This window comes from Lacibacter sp. H375 (assembly GCF_037892425.1).
Taxonomy (GTDB): domain Bacteria; phylum Bacteroidota; class Bacteroidia; order Chitinophagales; family Chitinophagaceae; genus Lacibacter.
In genome coordinates this window covers 4,648,440-4,666,937 of the sequence record NZ_JBBKTT010000001.1, presented here as the reverse complement: position 1 = coordinate 4,666,937, position 18,498 = coordinate 4,648,440, and the positions used below count along the sequence as shown (strand labels likewise).

Sequence of the window (18,498 nt, the reverse complement as noted above, 5' to 3'; positions counted from 1 at the left end):
AATACTCAGATGAATTTTGACCGGAATACGATTATTGGCTTTGCTGCGATGATGGTGCTGTTGTTTGGTTATATCTTCTTTACCCAACGTCAGCAAGGTGCCCTTGAAGCCGAAAAACAAAAAACAGCTGATTCTTTAGCGAAAGTGGAAGCAGCTAAGCGCAAGTTGGTTGATACAACTACCCTGAAAACGGCGACATCGAAATTTGATTCTGCACAAACTGCCCAGGCAGCGGGTGAATTTCAACCAGCACTTTCAGAGCAACTGACAGTTGTAGAAAATGAATTGATGAAGGTGAGCTTTACCAACAAAGGCGGTTATCCTAAAACAGTTGAATTAAAGAACTTCAAACGTTACGATGGTAAACAGGTGGTATTGGGTGGCGAAGCTCACCAATTGATCTATTCTGTGAATACCGGCGATAACAAAGCAGCGCTCACTTCTCAATTGAACTTTACAAATGCAGGTATCACTAAAACTGCTGATGGGCAAACCATCACGTTTCGTGTAGCTGACTCTGCAGGAAAATCAATTGAACACGTTTATACAATTAAGAATAACAATTACCTCATTGATTGGAATGTGAAATTGAATGGCGCTGATAAACTCTTAACACAAGGCATTCTTAATCTTAACTGGGATATCACCGCCAAGCAACAGGAGAAAGATCTCAAATATGAAAAAGGACAAAGTAATCTTGGTTATAACGAGGAAGGTGACTATGATTTTGAAGCGGCTGGTACAGGCGATACAAAAAAGTTTGGCGATAAAACAAAATGGATTGGTGTAAAACAACAGTTCTTTAATACATCGATCATTGCAGGTTCAACATTTGCTTATGGTGAATCAACTTGGGCCGTGCCTGAAGAAAAAGATGATTCATTGCAAAAGGTGATGGATGTGAAATCAGTATTACGTTTTAATCTTGCAGGTGCATCACAAGGAACTGTTCCAATGCAGTTGTATTATGGACCGAACGATTTTCATACACTCAAAGCAATTGGTAATAAACTCGAAAGTCATGTGCAGCTTGGTTACGGCATCTTTGCGTTTGTAAAGTATATCAACCGTTTTGTGGTAATGCCTGTGTTCGATTTCTTCGACAGGAATATCGCCAGCATGGGTATTGTAATTCTTTTGCTCACCTTCTTTATTCGTTTGATCATTTCTCCGCTTACTTATTCAAGTTATTTAAGTGGTGCAAAAATGAAAGTGTTGCGTCCGGAAATTGATGAGTTGAAAAAGAAACATGGCAGTGATCAACAGGCTATGAGTATGGAGCAAATGAAATTGTTCCGTCAGGCCGGCGTAAATCCATTAGGTGGATGTATTCCCGCATTGTTGCAGATTCCTATCTTCTTTGCATTGTACAGCTTCTTTAATGCCAATATTGGTTTGCGTGGGGAAAGCTTCCTCTGGGCGAAAGATCTTTCGTCTTATGATACGATTGCCACATTACCATTCAACATACCGTTCTATGGTGATCATGTGAGCTTGTTTACTATTACGGCAACCATCACGAGTTTATTGATCTCTGTGTACAATATGCAGATGACACCAACACAGGACAACCCGGTGATGAAGTACATGATCTATTTCTTTCCAATCATGTTGTTGTTCATCTTTAACAGTCTTCCTTCGGCGTTAACATGGTATTATACTGTATCAAACATAGTAACACTGGGCTTGCAGTTTGTGATCCAGAAGTTTATTATCAATGAAGAGAAGATACATGCCAAATTGCAGGAGAATAAGAAGAAACCTGTAAGTAAATCGAAATGGCAGGAGCGACTTGAGCAGATACAGCAAACCAACCAGAAAGTGCAGGATATGAAAAAGCCTGGTGGCAAAAAATAATCTTAACAAAAGCTATAGAACCCCGGCCGAAGCGTCGGGGTTTTTTGTTTTCCAGACGTGCAACTTGGTATACTATTTTTATATCTTTAACCTGTATCGAACAAACACAAAAAATGAAGAATTTACTTGGAACGGCTCTATTCTTATTGTTGATGGCTCCATTCGCTGCTTTACGTGCTCAGCAGGTGTATGGTGAGGGAACTGTAACCTACAATATTGTAGTGAATACCGGTAACAACGAAACAAAAGCTGCAGACCTGTTAGATGGTGCTACACAGAAGATCTATTTTAAGGGTATCAATACCCGCACAGAGTTATCGAGCGTATTGGGAAAAACAATCACCCTGCACGATTCAAGACAAGGCAATGCAGTGGTGATGAACGAATATGGCGAGCAGAAGATATTGATCCGCATGACCAAAGACGATTACGAAGACCGTAATGGAAAATATGCCGGCATCCAGTTCGAATATATGTCTGAAACAAAGAAGATCCTTGGTTACAACTGTAAATTGGCAATTGCCAAGTTGAAAGATGGCAGTACGTTCAGAGTTTATTACACAACTGATCTTGTGTTCCAGAATAAGGATTATGGTGCACAGTTTAAGAACCTGCCGGGCTTCCCATTGGAGTATGAATCTGAGTTAGGTAAAATGAAAGTAACCTGTATTGCAGATAAAGTGAGTTTTGATCCGGTGCCTGCTGCAATGTTCGACACTCCAAAAACAGGGTATCGTGAAATGACCTATAAAGAGATCAAAGATATTCGGAAGAATTAAGGATAAAAGAAAACCCCGATTCATCATCGGGGTTTTTAATTTATTTGATTTCCTTTTGCGGAGCTTTAAACTTGCTGAAGACCACTTTCTGTTTTACCGGCAACACATACAGGTTATTTCCTTTCTGGAAGGTAATGCTGTTACCTCTCATTGTGAGGTTGTTGTTATTGCTGGTTGAGAAATTGAAGCCACTTTTGAAACGGAATCCGTTTTGAAGGCTGAGCGGGTTGTTTTTCAGATTAAGCGAGGTAAGCGTTGATTTGTTATCCTTTTTCTTTCCACCACCACTGTAAAATGTGGCAGAAGAAGCAGAATAGAAAACAGCAAAACAGCTCATAATCAGTAAACTGTTCCGCAGAAAGTTTTGGCGATATGTTGTTTTGGTTGTCATTTGCTTACAAATTTAAAGATTATTAAAGGGAACTGTCAAGCCACTTATCACAAAATTACAATTATATTAACGTGTGTTGATAACTAAATGTTACATGGCTAGTGTAAATTTTATGAAATAGAAGGTAAATTACAGTAACCCACCCCGCAACTACATGAAACAAAACCCCTCCAGAAACGACAAAGAAGAGATCAGGGAATTGCTCCGTCTTTTTGAGAATCTGAAAAACGGGCGTTCACAATCATTCCTGGAAGAAGAAAGTTTTGAAAAACTAGTGGATCATTTTGATGATAAGGAAGACTATCCCCAAGCATTACAGGCAGCCGAACTCGGCATTGAGATCTATCCTTATTCTTCGGTGCTGCTGGTGAAAAAAGCTGATTTACTTCTGGCTACCCGCCAATACAAGGCAGCTCTTGAAGTACTTGACCAGGCTGAACTGCTAGATCATAATGACATCAACCTCTTTATTCTTCGCACCGATGCTTACCTGGCATTGGATCAGCAAGAGAAGGCTGTAGAGTTACTTGAAGAGGGCTTGCTCCTATTTAACGGGGAAGAACGACTGGAACTCTTATTTGAACTTGCGGATGTGTACGACGACTATGAGGAATTTGAAAAGGTGTTCGATTGCCTGAAATTGATCCTTGAAGAGGAGCCCACCAATGAAGAAGCACTTTATAAGATATGCTTCTGGACTGATTTCACCGGTCGAAATGAAGAATCCATCAAACTTCACCTAAATATCATCAACGACAATCCTTATAGTGAGCTGGCTTGGTTTAACCTCGGCGCTGCTTACCAAGGATTGAAATTATACGAGAAATCCATTGATGCATACATGTATTGTATCACCATTGATGAGAAGTTCGATTATGCTTATCGCAATATCGGCGATGCATATATCCGCCTGCGCAAATACAAGGATGCCATTGAAATGCTGGAGAAAGTACTTGAACTCAGCAGGCCTGAAGAAGTGATTCATGAAGCAATTGGTTATTGCTACGACCGTATGGGCCAATACGCACAGGCAAGGTTCCACTACCGCAAGGCTTCACACATGAATCCTGAGGATAGTAAGCTTTACTATAAAATTGCCTGCACTTACATTAACGAAGCCCAATACGAAAGCGGCATCAAACAATTGCAACAGGCATTACGTATCCATCGTACTCAACCCGAGTATAATCTTGCAATGGGTATGGCGTTGGTTGAAATAGGAGAATATAAAACCGCCATTGAGCATTATGCCAATGTCATCAAATCAAGACCAAAAAATGTAAAAGGCTGGAGCGCCATACTTGAATGCATGCTCAAAGCTGATCTGCTTGATACAGCCGATGAGTATGCCCTTGCTGCTTACGAAGCAACCGGCAGCAAACCGGTATTTATCTTTTACCGGGCAGCTATATTCTTTGCACAGGGCAAAACCAAGCAAGCGATCACACAGCTCGAATATGCCATGGCCAAGTCTCCGAAGCTTATTAAAAAACTCATCGAAATACAACCTAAACTGATGCAACATCCACAGGTTGTAGACATAATTGCCCGTTACAAACGTTCCCGTTCAATTTAAAGTCAATCATTGACTTGACCACTGTCAGTAAATCTGTAATTGCAGGTTGCTGCTGCTTCCCTATTTTTGCCGTCGATCAAAAAAAGTATGTCGATGAATTTTAACCTTACACAGATTCCTGAGCGTAATAAGAAACCCCGCAACCACGGCATTACTATGGTGATGGATAAGGGGCTGAGTGTTGAAGAAGCTAAGAACTTTATGAGTATTGCTGAGCCACATGTAGATATTGTGAAACTTGGTTTTGGCACCTCATTCGTTACACCTAACCTGCGTGCAAAGCTTGATGTTTACGCCTCACATAATATACCCGTTTACTTTGGTGGTACTTTATTTGAAGCTTTCCTGATCCGTAACCAGTTTGACGATTATATCAGTGTTTGTAAAGAATATGGCGTTACATACATGGAAGTGAGTGATGGCTCCATTGAAATTCCACACGCAGAAAAATGCGGTTATATTGAAAAACTCACCAAGCACGGAACTGTGTTGAGCGAAGTGGGTAGTAAAGATGCAGCTCACATCATTCCACCTTATAAATGGATTGAACTGATGCGAGCCGAACTGGAAGCCGGTTCTACTTATGTAATTGCGGAAGCACGTGAAGCAGGTAATGTGGGTATCTATCGTGGCAGCGGTGAAGTGCGTGAAGGGCTGGTGCAGGAAATTCTTACACAGATACCCGAAGAAAAGATTATTTGGGAAGCGCCCCAAAAAGCACAACAATTGTACTTTATTGAATTGGTTGGTCATAATGTGAACCTGGGGAATATTGCTCCGTCAGAAGTAATTCCTCTTGAAACAATGAGACTAGGTTTACGTGGTGACACCTTCCATATGTTCCTCGATAAACAGAAAGCATAATGCGTCAGTTTGGTTTGATAGGATACCCGTTGAGTCATTCGTTTTCAAAAAAATATTTCACGGAGAAGTTTGCAGAAGAAGGAATCAGCAATTGCAATTATGAATTGTATCCCATCTCTTCGATAGATCAGTTTTCACAGTTGTTGAAGGATGTGGTCGGACTGGAAGGTATCAATGTCACCATTCCATACAAAGAAGAGGTATTGCCTTTTCTGCATCATCAATCAGCAGCAGTGAAGGAGATTGGTGCCTGTAATTGTATCAAAATAAAAGATGGGGAACTCACCGGTTATAATACTGATGTGCTGGGTTTCAGACAATCAATTGAACCGTTCTTACGACCACATCATCAACAGGCATTGGTGTTGGGAACAGGTGGTGCAGCTAAAGCAGTAGTATGGGTATTGAAGCAACTCGGTATCGGTTACAAGTATGTTTCCCGAAAGAATGCTGATGATATGTTCCGTTACGAAGACCTTGATGAAGCAGTTATGCAGCAATACCAGTTAGTTATCAACACTACACCCCTTGGTATGCAACCGAATGTGCATGATAAACCATCATTACCGTATCAATACATTACCAATCATCATCTCTGTTACGATCTGGTTTACAACCCTGCAAAAACAGCTTTTCTGCAATCAGCCGAAGAGCGTGGAGCAACGATCAAAAACGGGGGAGATATGTTGGTGATACAGGCCGAAGAAAGCTGGAAGATCTGGAACAGTTGATCGATCTTTCGGCTGCTTCCGTTATTATTGTGATTGAATACAGAACCAATGTGCAGGAAACTCTTTATACTCATCATTACTTTAGTTGGCTTCATGGCGGCTTCTGCACAGGCAGATAATGCCGAGGAGAATTACCAGGCCGGTCGTCAGCTTCGTCGTGATGGAAAATGCACAGAGGCCATTCCACTTTTCAAAAAAGCAATTGAACAAAAGCCATCCTTAGCAGCTGCTCATTATGAGTTGGGCTGGTGTTACAATGAGCTGGGACAATATAATATTGCTTTACCAATTCTTCAACAGGCTGTAAAATTAGAACCAACGGGTTTTCGTTCACTCTATGAAGTTGGATTTGCGAAGTACAAATTAGGCAGGGTAGAAGAAGCGTTGGTTGATTTTAACCAGGTAATAAAGCTCAATGCCAATTACGAGAAGGTTTACATTGCAAGAGGCGATTTGTATAAAGATGCAAAGAAGAATACCGCTGCTGCATTGGCAGATTTTCTGAAAGCACTTTCATTAGATAGCACTGAAAAGAAAATTCATTACCGCATTGGCTGGTGTTATAACGATCTTGGAAAATTCAGTGAAGCTGTTCCTTACCTGCAGAAAGCAATCGGCTTTGAAGAGCAGAATTATCTTTCATATTCTGAATTAGGCTTCTCACTTTTTTCATTGAACAAGTACGAAGAAGCAATGGGTCATCTTAATAAAGCTAATACACTGAAGCCAGGTTTTGAAACGACTATCTACTACATCGGACTTTGCCATGTAAAGCAAAATAAAAAGCAGGATGCTGTGCAGAAGTATAATGAGCTGGTGCAATTAAACAGTAACTATGCTGCTTTGCTGCTCAATGAAATAAAGTTGATGAAGTAAAACTGTGAAGCTTCGTTTTTGCCTGTTGCTTATTAACTATTCCCCAATTTCTCCCTGACTTCAACAGGCACATGTGCAATCTTTTTCTTATCGTAATCGTAACAAACCATCCCGGTTTTTGCAAGTGCAGTTATCAGTTTTTCTTTATTCAGAATTTGGTAGTAGAGATCGAAGCCAACGGACGTAAAATTTACAGCAGCAATATTCACCGATAAAATATCACCGTAGAAGATTTCGTTTTTGAATTCAATTCCCACATCACTCATAATTAAACCAACACCGCCACAATTCAGTTCCGCAAATCCATGATGGGAGAGGAACTGCATTCTTGCTTCGTGTATAATGGAAAGTACCGCATCATTACCAACATGGTTGCCATAGTTGAGATCGGTAATTCGAATGGGAATAGTGGCGGTGAACGTAAACTGTTCCGGTAAAGTTAGTTTGATGCGTGACATGAAAGCTTGATACATGTTTATTGCTGATCCGTACTGTTGATTAATGCATTCAGATCAATATCGCCGGCAGAAGCAGAGATAGCAGCAGCCATCGCCATTTTTTCACGCCATACTTTGATCTGTTCATTACAATCTTTCGATTGAAAAGCTGTAGCTGCATCAACAGTTGCTGTACCTGCACATTTAAGGTTACTGATCTTTTTCGACACACGAACCAACTCACCATTATCATTCAACACCATGAAGTATTGACTTTCAGAAAAACCACTTGTCTCCTTTTTTGTTTCAGCTTGTTTATGATGTATGCCCTGGTAAGCAACATTATTTTCAAGACTGTGATCAGGGGTTTCGGTATATGCCAATGCATCAGGAGACGCTAATTTCTGTTTGATGCGTTCTTTGATCTGCTTACGGCTTGTTGTTGCAACTGCAGGTTCTTCAGCAGTTGTAATATTTGTATCAGGTGAAACAGTTGAAGGAGTTGTAGCTGGAGTATCATCCACAGGGTTTGCGGCTATACTTATTGGCGCTGTGGGGTCAGTTGAATTATTATTCAGCAAACGGTAACCACCCCATGCAAGAATACCAACAACAGCTGCAGCTGCAGCCATGCGATAAAAACGTTTTGGAGAATTTCTATTGATTGAAATTACTTTCGCTCCGCTTTCTTCCAATGATTGTTCAATGAAGCTCCATGCAGTTGCAGGAGGAGTTACTTCAGTTGATTGCAACGTTGCAGCGATGTATGCATCGTTCTGTTCAATGTTCAACTGTAGTTCAATTTGCTCCCATGCACTTGCAGGAACAATTTCTTCAACGGAGTTTATTTTTTGTTGGATCGAGAGATCATCTAATGCAGGTTGTAATTGTTCCCAAATAAATGAAGGGGCTTCCTCTTCCAATTGCAGCACCTGTTGTTGCAATGGTTTATCTGCTTCCAGTTCATCAAGATCAACAGCAATCTTCTCCCAAACCATTTCCGGCGGGGCAACTTCTGTTTGCAGAAGTAATTGTTGAAGAGTGGAGTCGTTCATGATTTATTCAGCTCAGCGTTTAATTTTATCTTGCAAGATCATTCTTGCTCTTGCCAATTGCGATTTGCTGGTGCCTTCGCTGATGCCCAACAGTTCGCCTATTTCTTTGTGACTGTATCCTTCCACTACATAAAGGTTAAACACGCTTCTGTAGCCGGGTGATAAGTCTTTAATGATCCTGAGCAAATCCTTTTCGTTGATGTTTTCAATCGCCGAAACGGATTTGTATTCAATACTTTCTTCTTTCTCTGTTAATGATAAGTCTGTTTTCTTTTTACGGATCTGTTCAATAGCGGTATTTACAAAAATGCGTCGTACCCATCCTTCAAATGATCCTTCGCCTCTGAAACGTTCCAGGTTTTTAAAGATCTTCACAAATCCTTCCTGTAATATATCCTGTGCATCATCGGCATTGCCCATGTAGCGGAGGCAAACGGCGTACATTTTACCGGCATATTTATCGTACAGAGCTTTCTGCATGCGACGGTCGCCGGAAATGCATCCACTAATTAAGTCGGTATCAGGAATCATTTGGTTGCTTTGCATCTTGGTTTCTCCTTAACTTTTTTTGAGGAAATCGATCATCAGGTCGAGCCCTTTTTTACGGTGACTGTATTTGTTCTTTTCCTCCATCGTCATTTCGGCGAAAGCTTTGCTGCTTCCGTCGGGTAAAAATACAGGGTCGTATCCAAATCCCCCTGTTCCTGCTTTATTTTCTAAAATCGTGCCGTTACAGATTCCTTCAAACTGGTAAAGCTTACCATCAAGGATAAGCGAAAAAACAGTACGGAAACGGGCTTTGCGATTTTCCTTGCCCTGCATTTTAGCCAGAAGCTTATCAGTATTGGCAGAAAAATCTTTTCTTTCGCCTGCATAACGGGCCGAACGTACGCCCGGTTCACCATTGAGCGCTTCCACTTCAAGCCCCGTGTCTTCGGCAAAACAATCCTGTTGCAAACGCTCTGCTAAGAACTGTGCTTTGTGTTTTGAATTTTCTTCAAGAGTATCAAATGGCTCAGGAATTTCTTCATCAACCCCTGCATCTTTCATGGTGAGAATGCGGAAACCTTCAGGAAGAGCGGCTTCAATTTCTTCGGCTTTGTGCCTGTTACCGCTGGCGAAAATGAGTTGTTGCATAAAAGGTTTAAAGGCCCAGCATTTGTTTCAATGCCAGCCATAGTTTTGATTTTTTGCTTTTATCGGTACGAATGGCTTCCAATGTTTCAGTGCAACATAACAAATAACCCTGTTGTTCCTGCACACGATAATCGGCTGATTGAATGGGCAAGGCATCAACCTGCACACCCGACGCAATGATGAACTTTGGCCGCAATTGTTGCACCAGTTCATCGAAATGGTTACGGTTATTGGCCACATTCACCAAGGCAATATCTTCCATATTCATTTTGCAGGCGGTCAATACATCGCCCAGGAATTGGAAGTCGGCATCATTGAGATAAGGGAAATAATGTTCTTCAACCAGCCACACAAACTGCTTTTTGTTTTTACCTGTAATGCCTTGCAAAGCAGCCGTTGTTGCAACTGGCTCAGCGGCCACAGCAGGTTTGGCTGTTTTGGTTTCAGGTTTTATTGTATTGTCTCCTTTTTCAACAATTACGAGTTGTTTGCCGTAGAGTTCGGCTAATTGATCGTCAGTAAGTTGAATGTTTTCAAACGACATAGTTGATAAGCAGTAAAACCCTTGTTTATTTTTTTCGTTTCTTTGCATCACAAAAATAACGAGTTATGATTGGTGCTATGGAAATATTAATTACAAAATCTGAAACAAGTAAACTGAGCAGCCTCGATCTGGGTAATGTTCCTTTTGGTAAACATTTTACTGATCATATGCTGGTTGCCGATTATGAAGATGGTGAGTGGAAGAATGTAGAGATCAAACCTTATCAGCCGATTACCATTTCTCCTGCTAATGCAGCCATGCATTACGGTCAAAGTATTTTCGAAGGAATCAAAGCTTTTCGTCATGAAAATGGTGAAGCTTATATTTTCCGTCCGTACGATAATTATAATCGTTTCAATAAATCAGCAGAACGTATGCAGATGCCTGCTGTGCCCGAAGAAATTTTTATAGAAGGCATGCGTAAGCTCATTGAAGTGGATAAGGATTGGATACCGATGAAGAAAGATCATTCATTGTACATCCGTCCATTCATGTTTGCAAATGATGATGTAATTGGTGTGAAGCCGAGTGATAAGTATAAGTTCGTGATCATTCTTTGTCCAACCGGTCCTTACTATGCAGTGCCGATGAAGATCTATGTGGAAGAACAATTTGTTCGTGCAGTACCCGGTGGTGTTGGCTTTGCAAAAGCAGCCGGTAACTATGGTTCATCGATGTACCCAACAAATGAAGCAAAGAAAAAAGGATACGACCAGGTATTGTGGACCGATGCTGTTGAACACAAATACCTGCAGGAATTTGGTATGATGAATGGTTTTGTGATCATTGGTAATACAGCCATTACTCCAAATCTTGATGAAGGCACCATTCTAGCCGGTGTTACAAGAGACAGTGTGATCGCAATTCTGAAAGACATGGGTTTAACTGTTGAAGAAAGGCCCATCAGTATTCATGAAGTAGTGGATGCTTACAACAACGGCACATTAAAAGAAGTGTTTGGTACAGGTACCGCAGCAACTATTTCTATGATCAAAGAATTGTGTTACAAAGACAATGTAATGAAGTTTGATACAGATAAATGGACGATCTCTCCTGAAGTGAAACGTCGTTTAACAGATATCCGTGAAGGAAGAGCAGCAGACATACACGAATGGTTATTCAAAATATAAACCTGCAATGAAAACAGTAGAGCGGCTTTGAGAAGAGCCGCTTTTTTATTTTACATCGTGCTATAACATGAATTTTAAAATCAAGAAACAAGTTTAGCTTTAGTTCATTAAAAAAATATGTTTAATTAAAAGAAGTGTATCAACGGCGTACTGGTTGTATCCGTATTTTTCAGCTTGCATTCTGTTGATTCTTTTTGTGCAATCGTTTGATCATATTTTATACAATACCGTAAACTGAAATTGCAATATATTTCGTAAACGTGAAAAGTAGAACAATGTAATGGAGATAGTACTAAAACTAACAATTATCGTTTCGCTTTTGGTTAAGATTGGAACACATATGCATCTTGACTTGAAGCACAAAAGATTTAAGGGATTTGCCCCAGCTCATATGCAACCAATAGAATATCTGTTTTTATATGGCGAATCTGTCGAAAAAGAATTTCAAGCAGAAAAGAAAATATGTAATGGTTCTTATGTTATAGCAATGGGGACAATTGTATTCTCATTATTTTATCAATGGCTCAGTTAAACTTTATTTGCTGCCGAGTTTTTTACCATTGTTGGTATACAAATGAAAGAAGCGTCCTTCGGTTATGAGTTTTCACCAACTGAAAAAAAATCATTGCAATGGTAGCGGAGTTAACACCGATTGCTCCCAACTTTTATATTTTTTCTTTAGCTCTTCTGCTTTTACAGGTTTGGTTGTAACAAGATTGTTGCGTTCTCCTTCATCAACCGACAGATCAAACAGATGTTCACCGGTTTCATCAACAATGTATTTCCAATTATGATCAAGTATGGCGTGTTGGTTGCGACGTTGAAAGATGCGCCAGTAAAATGTTCTTGGTAACACTTGTTGCTTTCCTGTAAGAAACGGAAGAAGATCAATACCATCAAGTGTATATTTTTCATTTGCTTTTGCACCGGCAGCAGCAAGAATGGTCGCTGTCCAATCCATGGTGATCACCTGTTGATGCGATACAGTATTCGCTTTAATTTTTCCGGGCCAGCGCACAAATGCAGGAACCCGCACACCACCTTCCCATACAGTCATTTTCATTTTTGCATAGGGTCCCATATCAGAAAATTTTTCACCACCGTTATCACTGGTGAAGATCACAATTGTATTTGTAGATAATCCTGTTTCTTCCAATGTTTTCATGATTACTCCAACCTGGTCATCCAAACTTTTCATCATCGCTTTATATACTTCAGGCGTTCCCATTGATTGCATAAGTTTTGCACTCATGGGAACGGTATCAGGCAACGCAGGATCGTTTGGTCCCTGCCATGGCCAATGCGGCGCCGTAAACTGCAGACTTAGAAAGAATGGTTTATTGTGCGATTGTTTTAAGAATGAAATTGTTTTTGCGCCAAGTAATTCAGTTGTATATCCTTTTGTATAAACAGGAGTTCTGTTCTCGTATAGATCATTTTTTCCTCCATCGCCTTTGTGCGAAATATAATCAGCTGCACCCGTGTAGATGCCGTAGAAATAATCAAACCCATTATCAAGCGGAGAAAAAGATGGCCCAACACCCAAATGCCATTTACCAATGAGTGCTGTTTCATAACCAGCTTTTTTTACCAATGCCGCCACTGAATGATCTGCTGCGTTTAAACCAATGCTGTTGTCACGTGTTGAAGGCACCCAGGGTTCCAGCAAACCAATAGAAGTGCGTGCAGGATAACGACCTGTCATAAATGCTGTGCGGGTGGGCGTGCAAACAGGAGCCGCTGCATAAGCTTGTGTAAACTTCATTCCCTGTGCAGCAAGTTTATCGAGATGTGGAGTTTGATAATCCTTGCGTCCATAACAACTGAGATCTGCATAACCCAGATCATCTGTCATAATGTAAATGATATTCGGTTTTTGCTGTGCAGCAGAATAATTATTTAACAGAAGTAAAAATGTTGCTGCAACAAACCATTTGCTTTTCATGCTTTTTTGCTTTCCTCCAAATTAGAGTTTTCGTTCTTCTTATGCAATAAAAAAATAGCTGTGTTAACCACAACTATCAATATAATTTATCAAAAAAAAATATTATCGAATGAGTGTAATGGTTCCCTGCATTTTAAATACAGCACCATCACCACAAACCACTTCTGCAATATAGCTGTACATGCCCGGTTGTTGTTCATAACCATTGAGCATTCCATCCCAACCAAACGCAGGATTATTACCCTGTATGTTTTCTTTTGAATAGACTGGCTTACCCCAACGGTCGTACACAATGATGCGTTTGATCTTGTCAACACCATCACCAATCACAAAGAAGCGATCATTCTTTCCATCATTATTTGGTGTGAAAGCATTCGGAATGTAAATACGACCTGCTAAACATCCAACCAGAACAGTTACTTCATCAAAGGATGTACAACCTGCAATATTGCTTACTTCAACTTTGTATGTTGTATTGTTTTTTGGATTTGCAACCGGGTTTGTACAAGTTGTACAAGTCAGAGTGCTTGAAGGTGACCAGCTGTACGAAATGACATCCGGTGAACCTATTGCCAATAATTGTGCTGTTGTTCCTGCCATGATCACTGTATCGTTACCTGCATTGATGGTTGGATAGTTGTAGACATAAACAGTAACAGATTTTGTATCCGTAAAGCAGCCACTACTGTCGGAACCAATTACAGTATAAGTGGTAGTTGTCGTTGGTGTTGCCAAAGGATTGTTTACGGTACTGCTGCTTAAACCTGTTGCAGGTGACCAGTTATATAATTCTGCGCCGCTTGCCTGCAGGCGAATGCTTTCACCTAAACACAATGTATCATTTGCACTAACGGTAACGGCAAATGGTTTTTTCACACGAATGAAAACAGAATCGGTGGTACTGCAACCAGCGGAAGTGCCAGTTACATAATAACGGATATTATTTTGCGGAGTAGAAACAGGATTGGTACAATTGGTACAATTCAGATCAGTTCCGGGAGACCATAAATAAGATGTTGCACCGGATGGTGTTAACACAAAGCTGCTGCCAATACAAACAGTGGTGTCTTTACCTGCATCGATGGTTGGCGTTTGATTAACGGTGATGGTTGTTGATGTACTGTCTGTACAGCCACTGCTGTTTGTTGCAATGAGCCATGCTGTATAGGTTCCTGCAGCAGGAATAGAGAAGCTTGAAAGATTCTTTGTGTTCACAATTCGGTTATCAACTTTCCAGGTCCATTGTATAGATGATGTATCAGGATTAATGAGATTGCCGTTTAGATTGACAGTTGCGGGGCTACAATAAACAGTAGTTCCAGTGATACTCAATTGCGGGGTTGGTACAACCTTTATCAGTTGAGGTTTGGTAATGCTGTTACTGCAACCATTTACAGTGTTGATCGTGAGTGTTACATCATACACACCTGTGTTTGTATATCCATGCGATGGGTTACGCAAGCCACTTGTATTTCCATCACCAAAATTCCATACATAGCTGCTGACAATGTCTGCTGTAACAGATGAATCACGGAACTGAACAGTACCATTATCGCACAAAACTTTTTTGTCAAAACCAAAATCAGGTTTCGATCCGAATATCTTTATGGTGTCAGTACCGATCAATGGTGTTAAACAACCCTGTGTGTCCTGCAGAATTACTTTCGGAACATAAAAGCCGGGATATTGGTAATTGAAACCGACAGTTGAATCGGTTGTAAACAGTGTATTGCCATCACCAAAATCCCATAAATATTTTACATTATTATTTGCGGTAACAGCAAAATTTACCTGCATCGGGAAACAACCTGTTATTGGATTGTAACTCAGGTTACCAATTGTATTTGATAATACACGAATGGTCATTTGCTTTGTACTTGTACAACCACCTGCTGAAGTTACTGTTAATGTTACAATGTAATCATTGGGTATAGCGTAAGAGTAAGATGGATTTGCTGCAGTTGATGTATTGCCATCACCAAAATCCCAGAGAGCTGTTTTATAAAATGTTGATGTGTTCGTAAACTGCACTTGGAGTGGAGGACAAATTGTGAATGTATCGCTTGCAATGAAGTTTGCTTGAGGAACGTCAACAGTAATATAATTTGTTTTGATAACGGAATCGACACAACCGATTGCTTCACGTCCTATCAGCTTTACCGTATAGGTACCTGTTGCGGCATAACTATGTGCAGGATTTGCAGCAGTTGAGGTATTACCATCACCAAAATCCCAGGTGTAACTTAAGTTGCTACCGGTTGAAGTATTTACAAATTGAACATTGCCATTGGGACACGACAACGAATCAACAGCGTAAAAACCAAGTTTCGATTCAAAGATGTCGAGTATTGTACTTGTTAAGGTACTGTCGGTACAACCATAAGAATCTGTTACAATCAGCTTTGGAAAATAAGTTGATGCTGTAGTAAAACTGTGTTGCACTGTTGCATTGTTCCCATTCAAACTGTTGCCGTCGCCAAATTTCCATAAGTAATTTGTGATGGGATGTATTCCGTCGGTCACAGACGTACTTGTAAACGTTACTGATTGACCTACGCATTGCGGATTTGGAAGTGCTGTGAAGGATGGAGTTGCTCCATACACATTCAACACTTTTGTTGTGCTGTCTTTACAACCGTTTATATCCGTAATAACAAGTTTAACTGTGTAACTACCTACAGCAGTGTAGAAATGATTGAAGGATGCTGAGTTGCTTGTTGTTCCATCACCTAGGTCCCACGACCATGATGTGATGTTAGCCGGTGTTACATTGCCTGCAGAAAAACTAAATGATTGGAATTTACATTTTGCGTTCTGATCTGTTACAATCGTTGGATTGAAGTTCAGAAAATTAACTACCCGTTGCGATGTATCGGTACAACTTCCGTTGGAAACACTTAATGTAACAGTGTACACGCCGGGTGCAGCATAAGTATAAGTTGGGTTAATTGCTGTTGATGTATTACCGTCCCCGAAACTCCAGAGACGTGTTACTGCTCCTACTGAACTGTCAGAAAACGCAACAGTAGATGTGGTGTTACAATCATACACTATTCCAAATTTGGAAACAGGTGGAAGTATTTGCAGGTAACTTGTTTTAGTTACAGAATCAGGGCAACCATTTTTAAAAGCAATCAATCGCACAGTGATGAAGCCTGCTGTGTCATAAGCATGAGTTGGATTTTGATTGGTACTTGTTTTATTATCGCCAAAATCCCACCGCCAGGCATCAGGCATACCGGTGCTAAGATCAGTAAAATTGATGGGCTGTCCTGCACAACTTATAAGCGGTAAAGCAGAAAAATTGGCTGTTGGCTTTGTTCCCGTCTTTACACCGTCAACATAAGTGATCGTTTCAGTACAGCCTCTTCTTGTTGTTACAGTTAGGCGAATGGTGTAACTGCCTTGACCCGGATAAGTATGACTTGGGAATTGCTGTGTTGATGTACCGCCATCGCCAAAATCCCACAACCAAGTTGCAACAGAGTCGGCTGATATTACAGAGGGAATAGGACTAAAGATATACGGGAAACAACCACCTGTTGGCATTCCAACGATTGATACAATAGGTTTCTGAACCCTGATGAAATTTGTTTTTGTAATTGAACCTGTACAACCGGCAGAAAGTTGCACGGTCAGTTTAACTGTATAATTTCCTTCTGTAGAATAAGTGTGAGAGGGGTTTTGTTGTGTGGAAATGGCGCCATCTCCAAAATCCCAAAGCCATTGTTTTGCACCGGGAGTAGTGTTCGAAAAATTCACAGTAAAAGGTGCACGACAGGAAATGGAATCGTTGACAACTATGTTTGGAACAGGGTTGCTGATAACGTTGATCGTTTTCGTTGAAGAGTCAACGCAGGCCCCATAATTATTAACCAGCTTAACGGTATAGGCACCGGTTGTACTGAAGATCTTGATCGGGTTGGCCGTAATGGACGATGTGCCATCGCCAAAATACCAGGTCGCTGAATTTGGAACTGGTATCGATTGATTGGTAAACTTCACGGTATCGCCGATACACACGCTATCTCTGAAACTGAAATTAGAATTAAAGTTGCCAATACTCAACTGATTGTTTTTTGTAATGGTGTCGATACAGCCCTGATCACTTTCTGCAATTAACCGGACATTATAGGTGCCGGCTGTTGTATAAGTATGTAAAGGATTGGTAACTGTTGAATTACCACCATCGCCAAAGTCCCATTTATAGGTAACTGTTCCCGGACCTGTAGTGAGATTTGTAAACGTGATTGCTTCAGGTGGTTTACAATTTACAGGAGCACTGGCACTAAAGTCAGCTTTTACACCATTTGATGCTCTTATGAACGAAGGCTTCACCAATAATGTAAAACAGCCACTGCTATTGGTCACTTTCAATGCTACGTTATAATTACCTGTGTTGTAATAAACATGGTACGGGTTCTGGGCTGTACTTGTAGTACCATCGCCGAAGTCCCATTCCCAGGAGGTAATGGTTCCGCCAGATGTAGAAACTGAATTGTCTACAAATTGAACTCTAAGCGGAAAACAGCCTACTGAACTCGTGGAAGTGGTAAATGCAACCTGGGGAGGCTGCAAAACATTGATGTAGTTTGTTTTTACCAGCGAGTCTTTACCGGTAGCATTGGTGATTATAAGTTTTACTGTATAGAGGCCTGGAGTTAAGTAAGTGGTAGATGGATTTTGCTGGGTTGAAATAGTTCCGTTGCCGAGGTCCCAGCGCCAGCCTGTTGCTCCGCCGGTTGATTCATCCGTAAAATTTACTAGTAAGGGGGCGCAGCCACTGGTAGGGGCTGCCTTAAAAGCTGTGGAGAGTTGACTCCATAACGAAGTCGAAAAAAAACATGCAATTACAGTCAGGGTCAGGACTTTGCAGGTTTTTCTTAATAGTGGTGGTGTTGTGTCAGCACTCAGTTTTGTCATATTAAGTCAGTCTTTTCTGAACGAAAAACGAGATATTGGTTGTTATAGCCGTGCTATTAACAAATATAGCTTTCATTTTCAGTATTTTATAGAAAACAGGGCTGGAATTTCGCTCAGATTCTTTGGTTTTTACTATTAACGCAAAAACTAAGGGGAATAATGCCTTTCAGGGAATTTTAGTTTTTTACACATATGTGAATAGAAATCTGTGAAAGTTTTTTGTACTTTAAATGAGGACACCTACCTTTGCCGT

16 protein-coding genes are annotated in these 18,498 nt (G+C 40.6%); 8 read left to right on the top strand and 8 right to left on the bottom strand.

Features of this window, described 5'->3' with window-relative positions; genetic code table 11:
- Nucleotides 1-9 precede the first annotated feature (9 nt).
- On the top strand, nt 10-1,857 hold the full coding sequence (yidC, locus tag WG954_RS19980; protein ID WP_340438750.1) for a membrane protein insertase YidC: 1,848 nt from the start codon (nt 10-12) through the stop codon (nt 1,855-1,857).
- A gap of 113 nt (nt 1,858-1,970) precedes the next feature.
- Nucleotides 1,971-2,636 carry a hypothetical protein gene (locus tag WG954_RS19975; RefSeq protein WP_340438747.1) on the top strand — a complete coding sequence of 222 codons (666 nt, stop codon included), beginning with the start codon at nt 1,971-1,973 and terminating at the stop codon, nt 2,634-2,636.
- Between the two features lie 40 nt (nt 2,637-2,676).
- On the opposite strand, the gene WG954_RS19970 is transcribed toward WG954_RS19975, so the two are convergent.
- Nucleotides 2,677-3,027 carry a hypothetical protein gene (locus tag WG954_RS19970; RefSeq protein WP_340438745.1) on the bottom strand — a complete coding sequence of 117 codons (351 nt, stop codon included), beginning with the start codon at nt 3,025-3,027 and terminating at the stop codon, nt 2,677-2,679.
- Nucleotides 3,028-3,181: 154 nt separating this feature from the next.
- On the opposite strand from WG954_RS19970, the gene WG954_RS19965 reads away from it, so the two are divergent.
- From WG954_RS19965 to WG954_RS19950, 4 genes are all read left to right on the top strand, one after another.
- Nucleotides 3,182-4,603, top strand: coding sequence for a tetratricopeptide repeat protein (locus WG954_RS19965; RefSeq protein ID WP_340438743.1), 1,422 nt, complete (start codon nt 3,182-3,184; stop codon nt 4,601-4,603).
- Between the two features lie 93 nt (nt 4,604-4,696).
- Nucleotides 4,697-5,467 (top strand): phosphosulfolactate synthase, encoded by a 771-nt coding sequence (locus tag WG954_RS19960; protein WP_340438741.1) that lies wholly within the window; start codon nt 4,697-4,699, stop codon nt 5,465-5,467.
- Nucleotides 5,467-6,198, top strand: coding sequence for a shikimate dehydrogenase family protein (locus tag WG954_RS19955; RefSeq protein ID WP_340438739.1), 732 nt, complete (start codon nt 5,467-5,469; stop codon nt 6,196-6,198). The genes WG954_RS19960 and WG954_RS19955 overlap by 1 nt, the downstream gene beginning before the upstream one ends.
- Nucleotides 6,199-6,246: 48 nt before the next feature.
- Complete coding sequence (locus tag WG954_RS19950; RefSeq protein WP_340438733.1) at nt 6,247-7,074, top strand: tetratricopeptide repeat protein; 828 nt, start codon at nt 6,247-6,249, stop codon at nt 7,072-7,074.
- 32 nt (nt 7,075-7,106) lie between these two features.
- Here the strand turns inward: WG954_RS19950 and WG954_RS19945 are convergent, their stop codons facing one another.
- Genes WG954_RS19945 through WG954_RS19925 form a run of 5 tightly spaced genes read right to left on the bottom strand, consistent with a single transcriptional unit; the run spans nt 7,107 to nt 10,247 of the window.
- Nucleotides 7,107-7,532: an acyl-CoA thioesterase gene (locus tag WG954_RS19945; protein WP_340438732.1), complete on the bottom strand. Its 426-nt coding sequence runs from the start codon at nt 7,530-7,532 to the stop codon at nt 7,107-7,109.
- A 17-nt stretch (nt 7,533-7,549) separates the two neighbouring features.
- Nucleotides 7,550-8,566 carry a hypothetical protein gene (locus WG954_RS19940; RefSeq protein ID WP_340438731.1) on the bottom strand — a complete coding sequence of 339 codons (1,017 nt, stop codon included), beginning with the start codon at nt 8,564-8,566 and terminating at the stop codon, nt 7,550-7,552.
- Between the two features lie 12 nt (nt 8,567-8,578).
- Nucleotides 8,579-9,097, bottom strand: a complete 519-nt coding sequence (locus tag WG954_RS19935) for an RNA polymerase sigma factor (protein WP_340431989.1) — start codon at nt 9,095-9,097, stop codon at nt 8,579-8,581.
- A 27-nt stretch (nt 9,098-9,124) separates the two neighbouring features.
- Nucleotides 9,125-9,703 (bottom strand): RdgB/HAM1 family non-canonical purine NTP pyrophosphatase, encoded by a 579-nt coding sequence (rdgB, locus tag WG954_RS19930; RefSeq protein WP_340438730.1) that lies wholly within the window; start codon nt 9,701-9,703, stop codon nt 9,125-9,127.
- 7 nt (nt 9,704-9,710) lie between these two features.
- Nucleotides 9,711-10,247, bottom strand: coding sequence for a hypothetical protein (locus WG954_RS19925; RefSeq protein ID WP_340438728.1), 537 nt, complete (start codon nt 10,245-10,247; stop codon nt 9,711-9,713).
- Between the two features lie 65 nt (nt 10,248-10,312).
- On the opposite strand from WG954_RS19925, the gene WG954_RS19920 reads away from it, so the two are divergent.
- Both WG954_RS19920 and WG954_RS19915 read left to right on the top strand, forming a co-directional pair.
- Nucleotides 10,313-11,377 (top strand): branched-chain amino acid aminotransferase, encoded by a 1,065-nt coding sequence (locus WG954_RS19920; protein WP_340438727.1) that lies wholly within the window; start codon nt 10,313-10,315, stop codon nt 11,375-11,377.
- 280 nt (nt 11,378-11,657) lie between these two features.
- Nucleotides 11,658-11,909 carry a hypothetical protein gene (locus tag WG954_RS19915; protein ID WP_340438726.1) on the top strand — a complete coding sequence of 84 codons (252 nt, stop codon included), beginning with the start codon at nt 11,658-11,660 and terminating at the stop codon, nt 11,907-11,909.
- A gap of 90 nt (nt 11,910-11,999) precedes the next feature.
- Here the strand turns inward: WG954_RS19915 and WG954_RS19910 are convergent, their stop codons facing one another.
- A complete protein-coding gene (locus tag WG954_RS19910; RefSeq protein WP_340438724.1) occupies nt 12,000-13,322 on the bottom strand; it encodes a sulfatase-like hydrolase/transferase in 1,323 nt (440 codons plus the stop codon).
- A 102-nt stretch (nt 13,323-13,424) separates the two neighbouring features.
- Nucleotides 13,425-18,245, bottom strand: coding sequence for a PKD domain-containing protein (locus WG954_RS19905; RefSeq protein ID WP_340438723.1), 4,821 nt, complete (start codon nt 18,243-18,245; stop codon nt 13,425-13,427).
- Nucleotides 18,246-18,498: the final 253 nt, after the last annotated feature.

Coding starts and splice junctions, on each gene's coding strand:
- WG954_RS19925 (WP_340438728.1), bottom strand. CDS start 10,247: ATGTCGTTTGAAAACATTCAACTTACTGACGATCAATTAGCCGAACTC.
- WG954_RS19950 (WP_340438733.1), top strand. CDS start 6,247: ATGTGCAGGAAACTCTTTATACTCATCATTACTTTAGTTGGCTTCATG.
- WG954_RS19905 (WP_340438723.1), bottom strand. CDS start 18,245: ATGACAAAACTGAGTGCTGACACAACACCACCACTATTAAGAAAAACC.
- WG954_RS19975 (WP_340438747.1), top strand. CDS start 1,971: ATGAAGAATTTACTTGGAACGGCTCTATTCTTATTGTTGATGGCTCCA.
- WG954_RS19970 (WP_340438745.1), bottom strand. CDS start 3,027: ATGACAACCAAAACAACATATCGCCAAAACTTTCTGCGGAACAGTTTA.
- WG954_RS19915 (WP_340438726.1), top strand. CDS start 11,658: ATGGAGATAGTACTAAAACTAACAATTATCGTTTCGCTTTTGGTTAAG.
- WG954_RS19965 (WP_340438743.1), top strand. CDS start 3,182: ATGAAACAAAACCCCTCCAGAAACGACAAAGAAGAGATCAGGGAATTG.
- WG954_RS19910 (WP_340438724.1), bottom strand. CDS start 13,322: ATGAAAAGCAAATGGTTTGTTGCAGCAACATTTTTACTTCTGTTAAAT.
- rdgB (WP_340438730.1), bottom strand. CDS start 9,703: ATGCAACAACTCATTTTCGCCAGCGGTAACAGGCACAAAGCCGAAGAA.
- WG954_RS19945 (WP_340438732.1), bottom strand. CDS start 7,532: ATGTCACGCATCAAACTAACTTTACCGGAACAGTTTACGTTCACCGCC.
- yidC (WP_340438750.1), top strand. CDS start 10: ATGAATTTTGACCGGAATACGATTATTGGCTTTGCTGCGATGATGGTG.
- WG954_RS19940 (WP_340438731.1), bottom strand. CDS start 8,566: ATGAACGACTCCACTCTTCAACAATTACTTCTGCAAACAGAAGTTGCC.
- WG954_RS19935 (WP_340431989.1), bottom strand. CDS start 9,097: ATGATTCCTGATACCGACTTAATTAGTGGATGCATTTCCGGCGACCGT.
- WG954_RS19960 (WP_340438741.1), top strand. CDS start 4,697: ATGAATTTTAACCTTACACAGATTCCTGAGCGTAATAAGAAACCCCGC.
- WG954_RS19920 (WP_340438727.1), top strand. CDS start 10,313: ATGATTGGTGCTATGGAAATATTAATTACAAAATCTGAAACAAGTAAA.
- WG954_RS19955 (WP_340438739.1), top strand. CDS start 5,467: ATGCGTCAGTTTGGTTTGATAGGATACCCGTTGAGTCATTCGTTTTCA.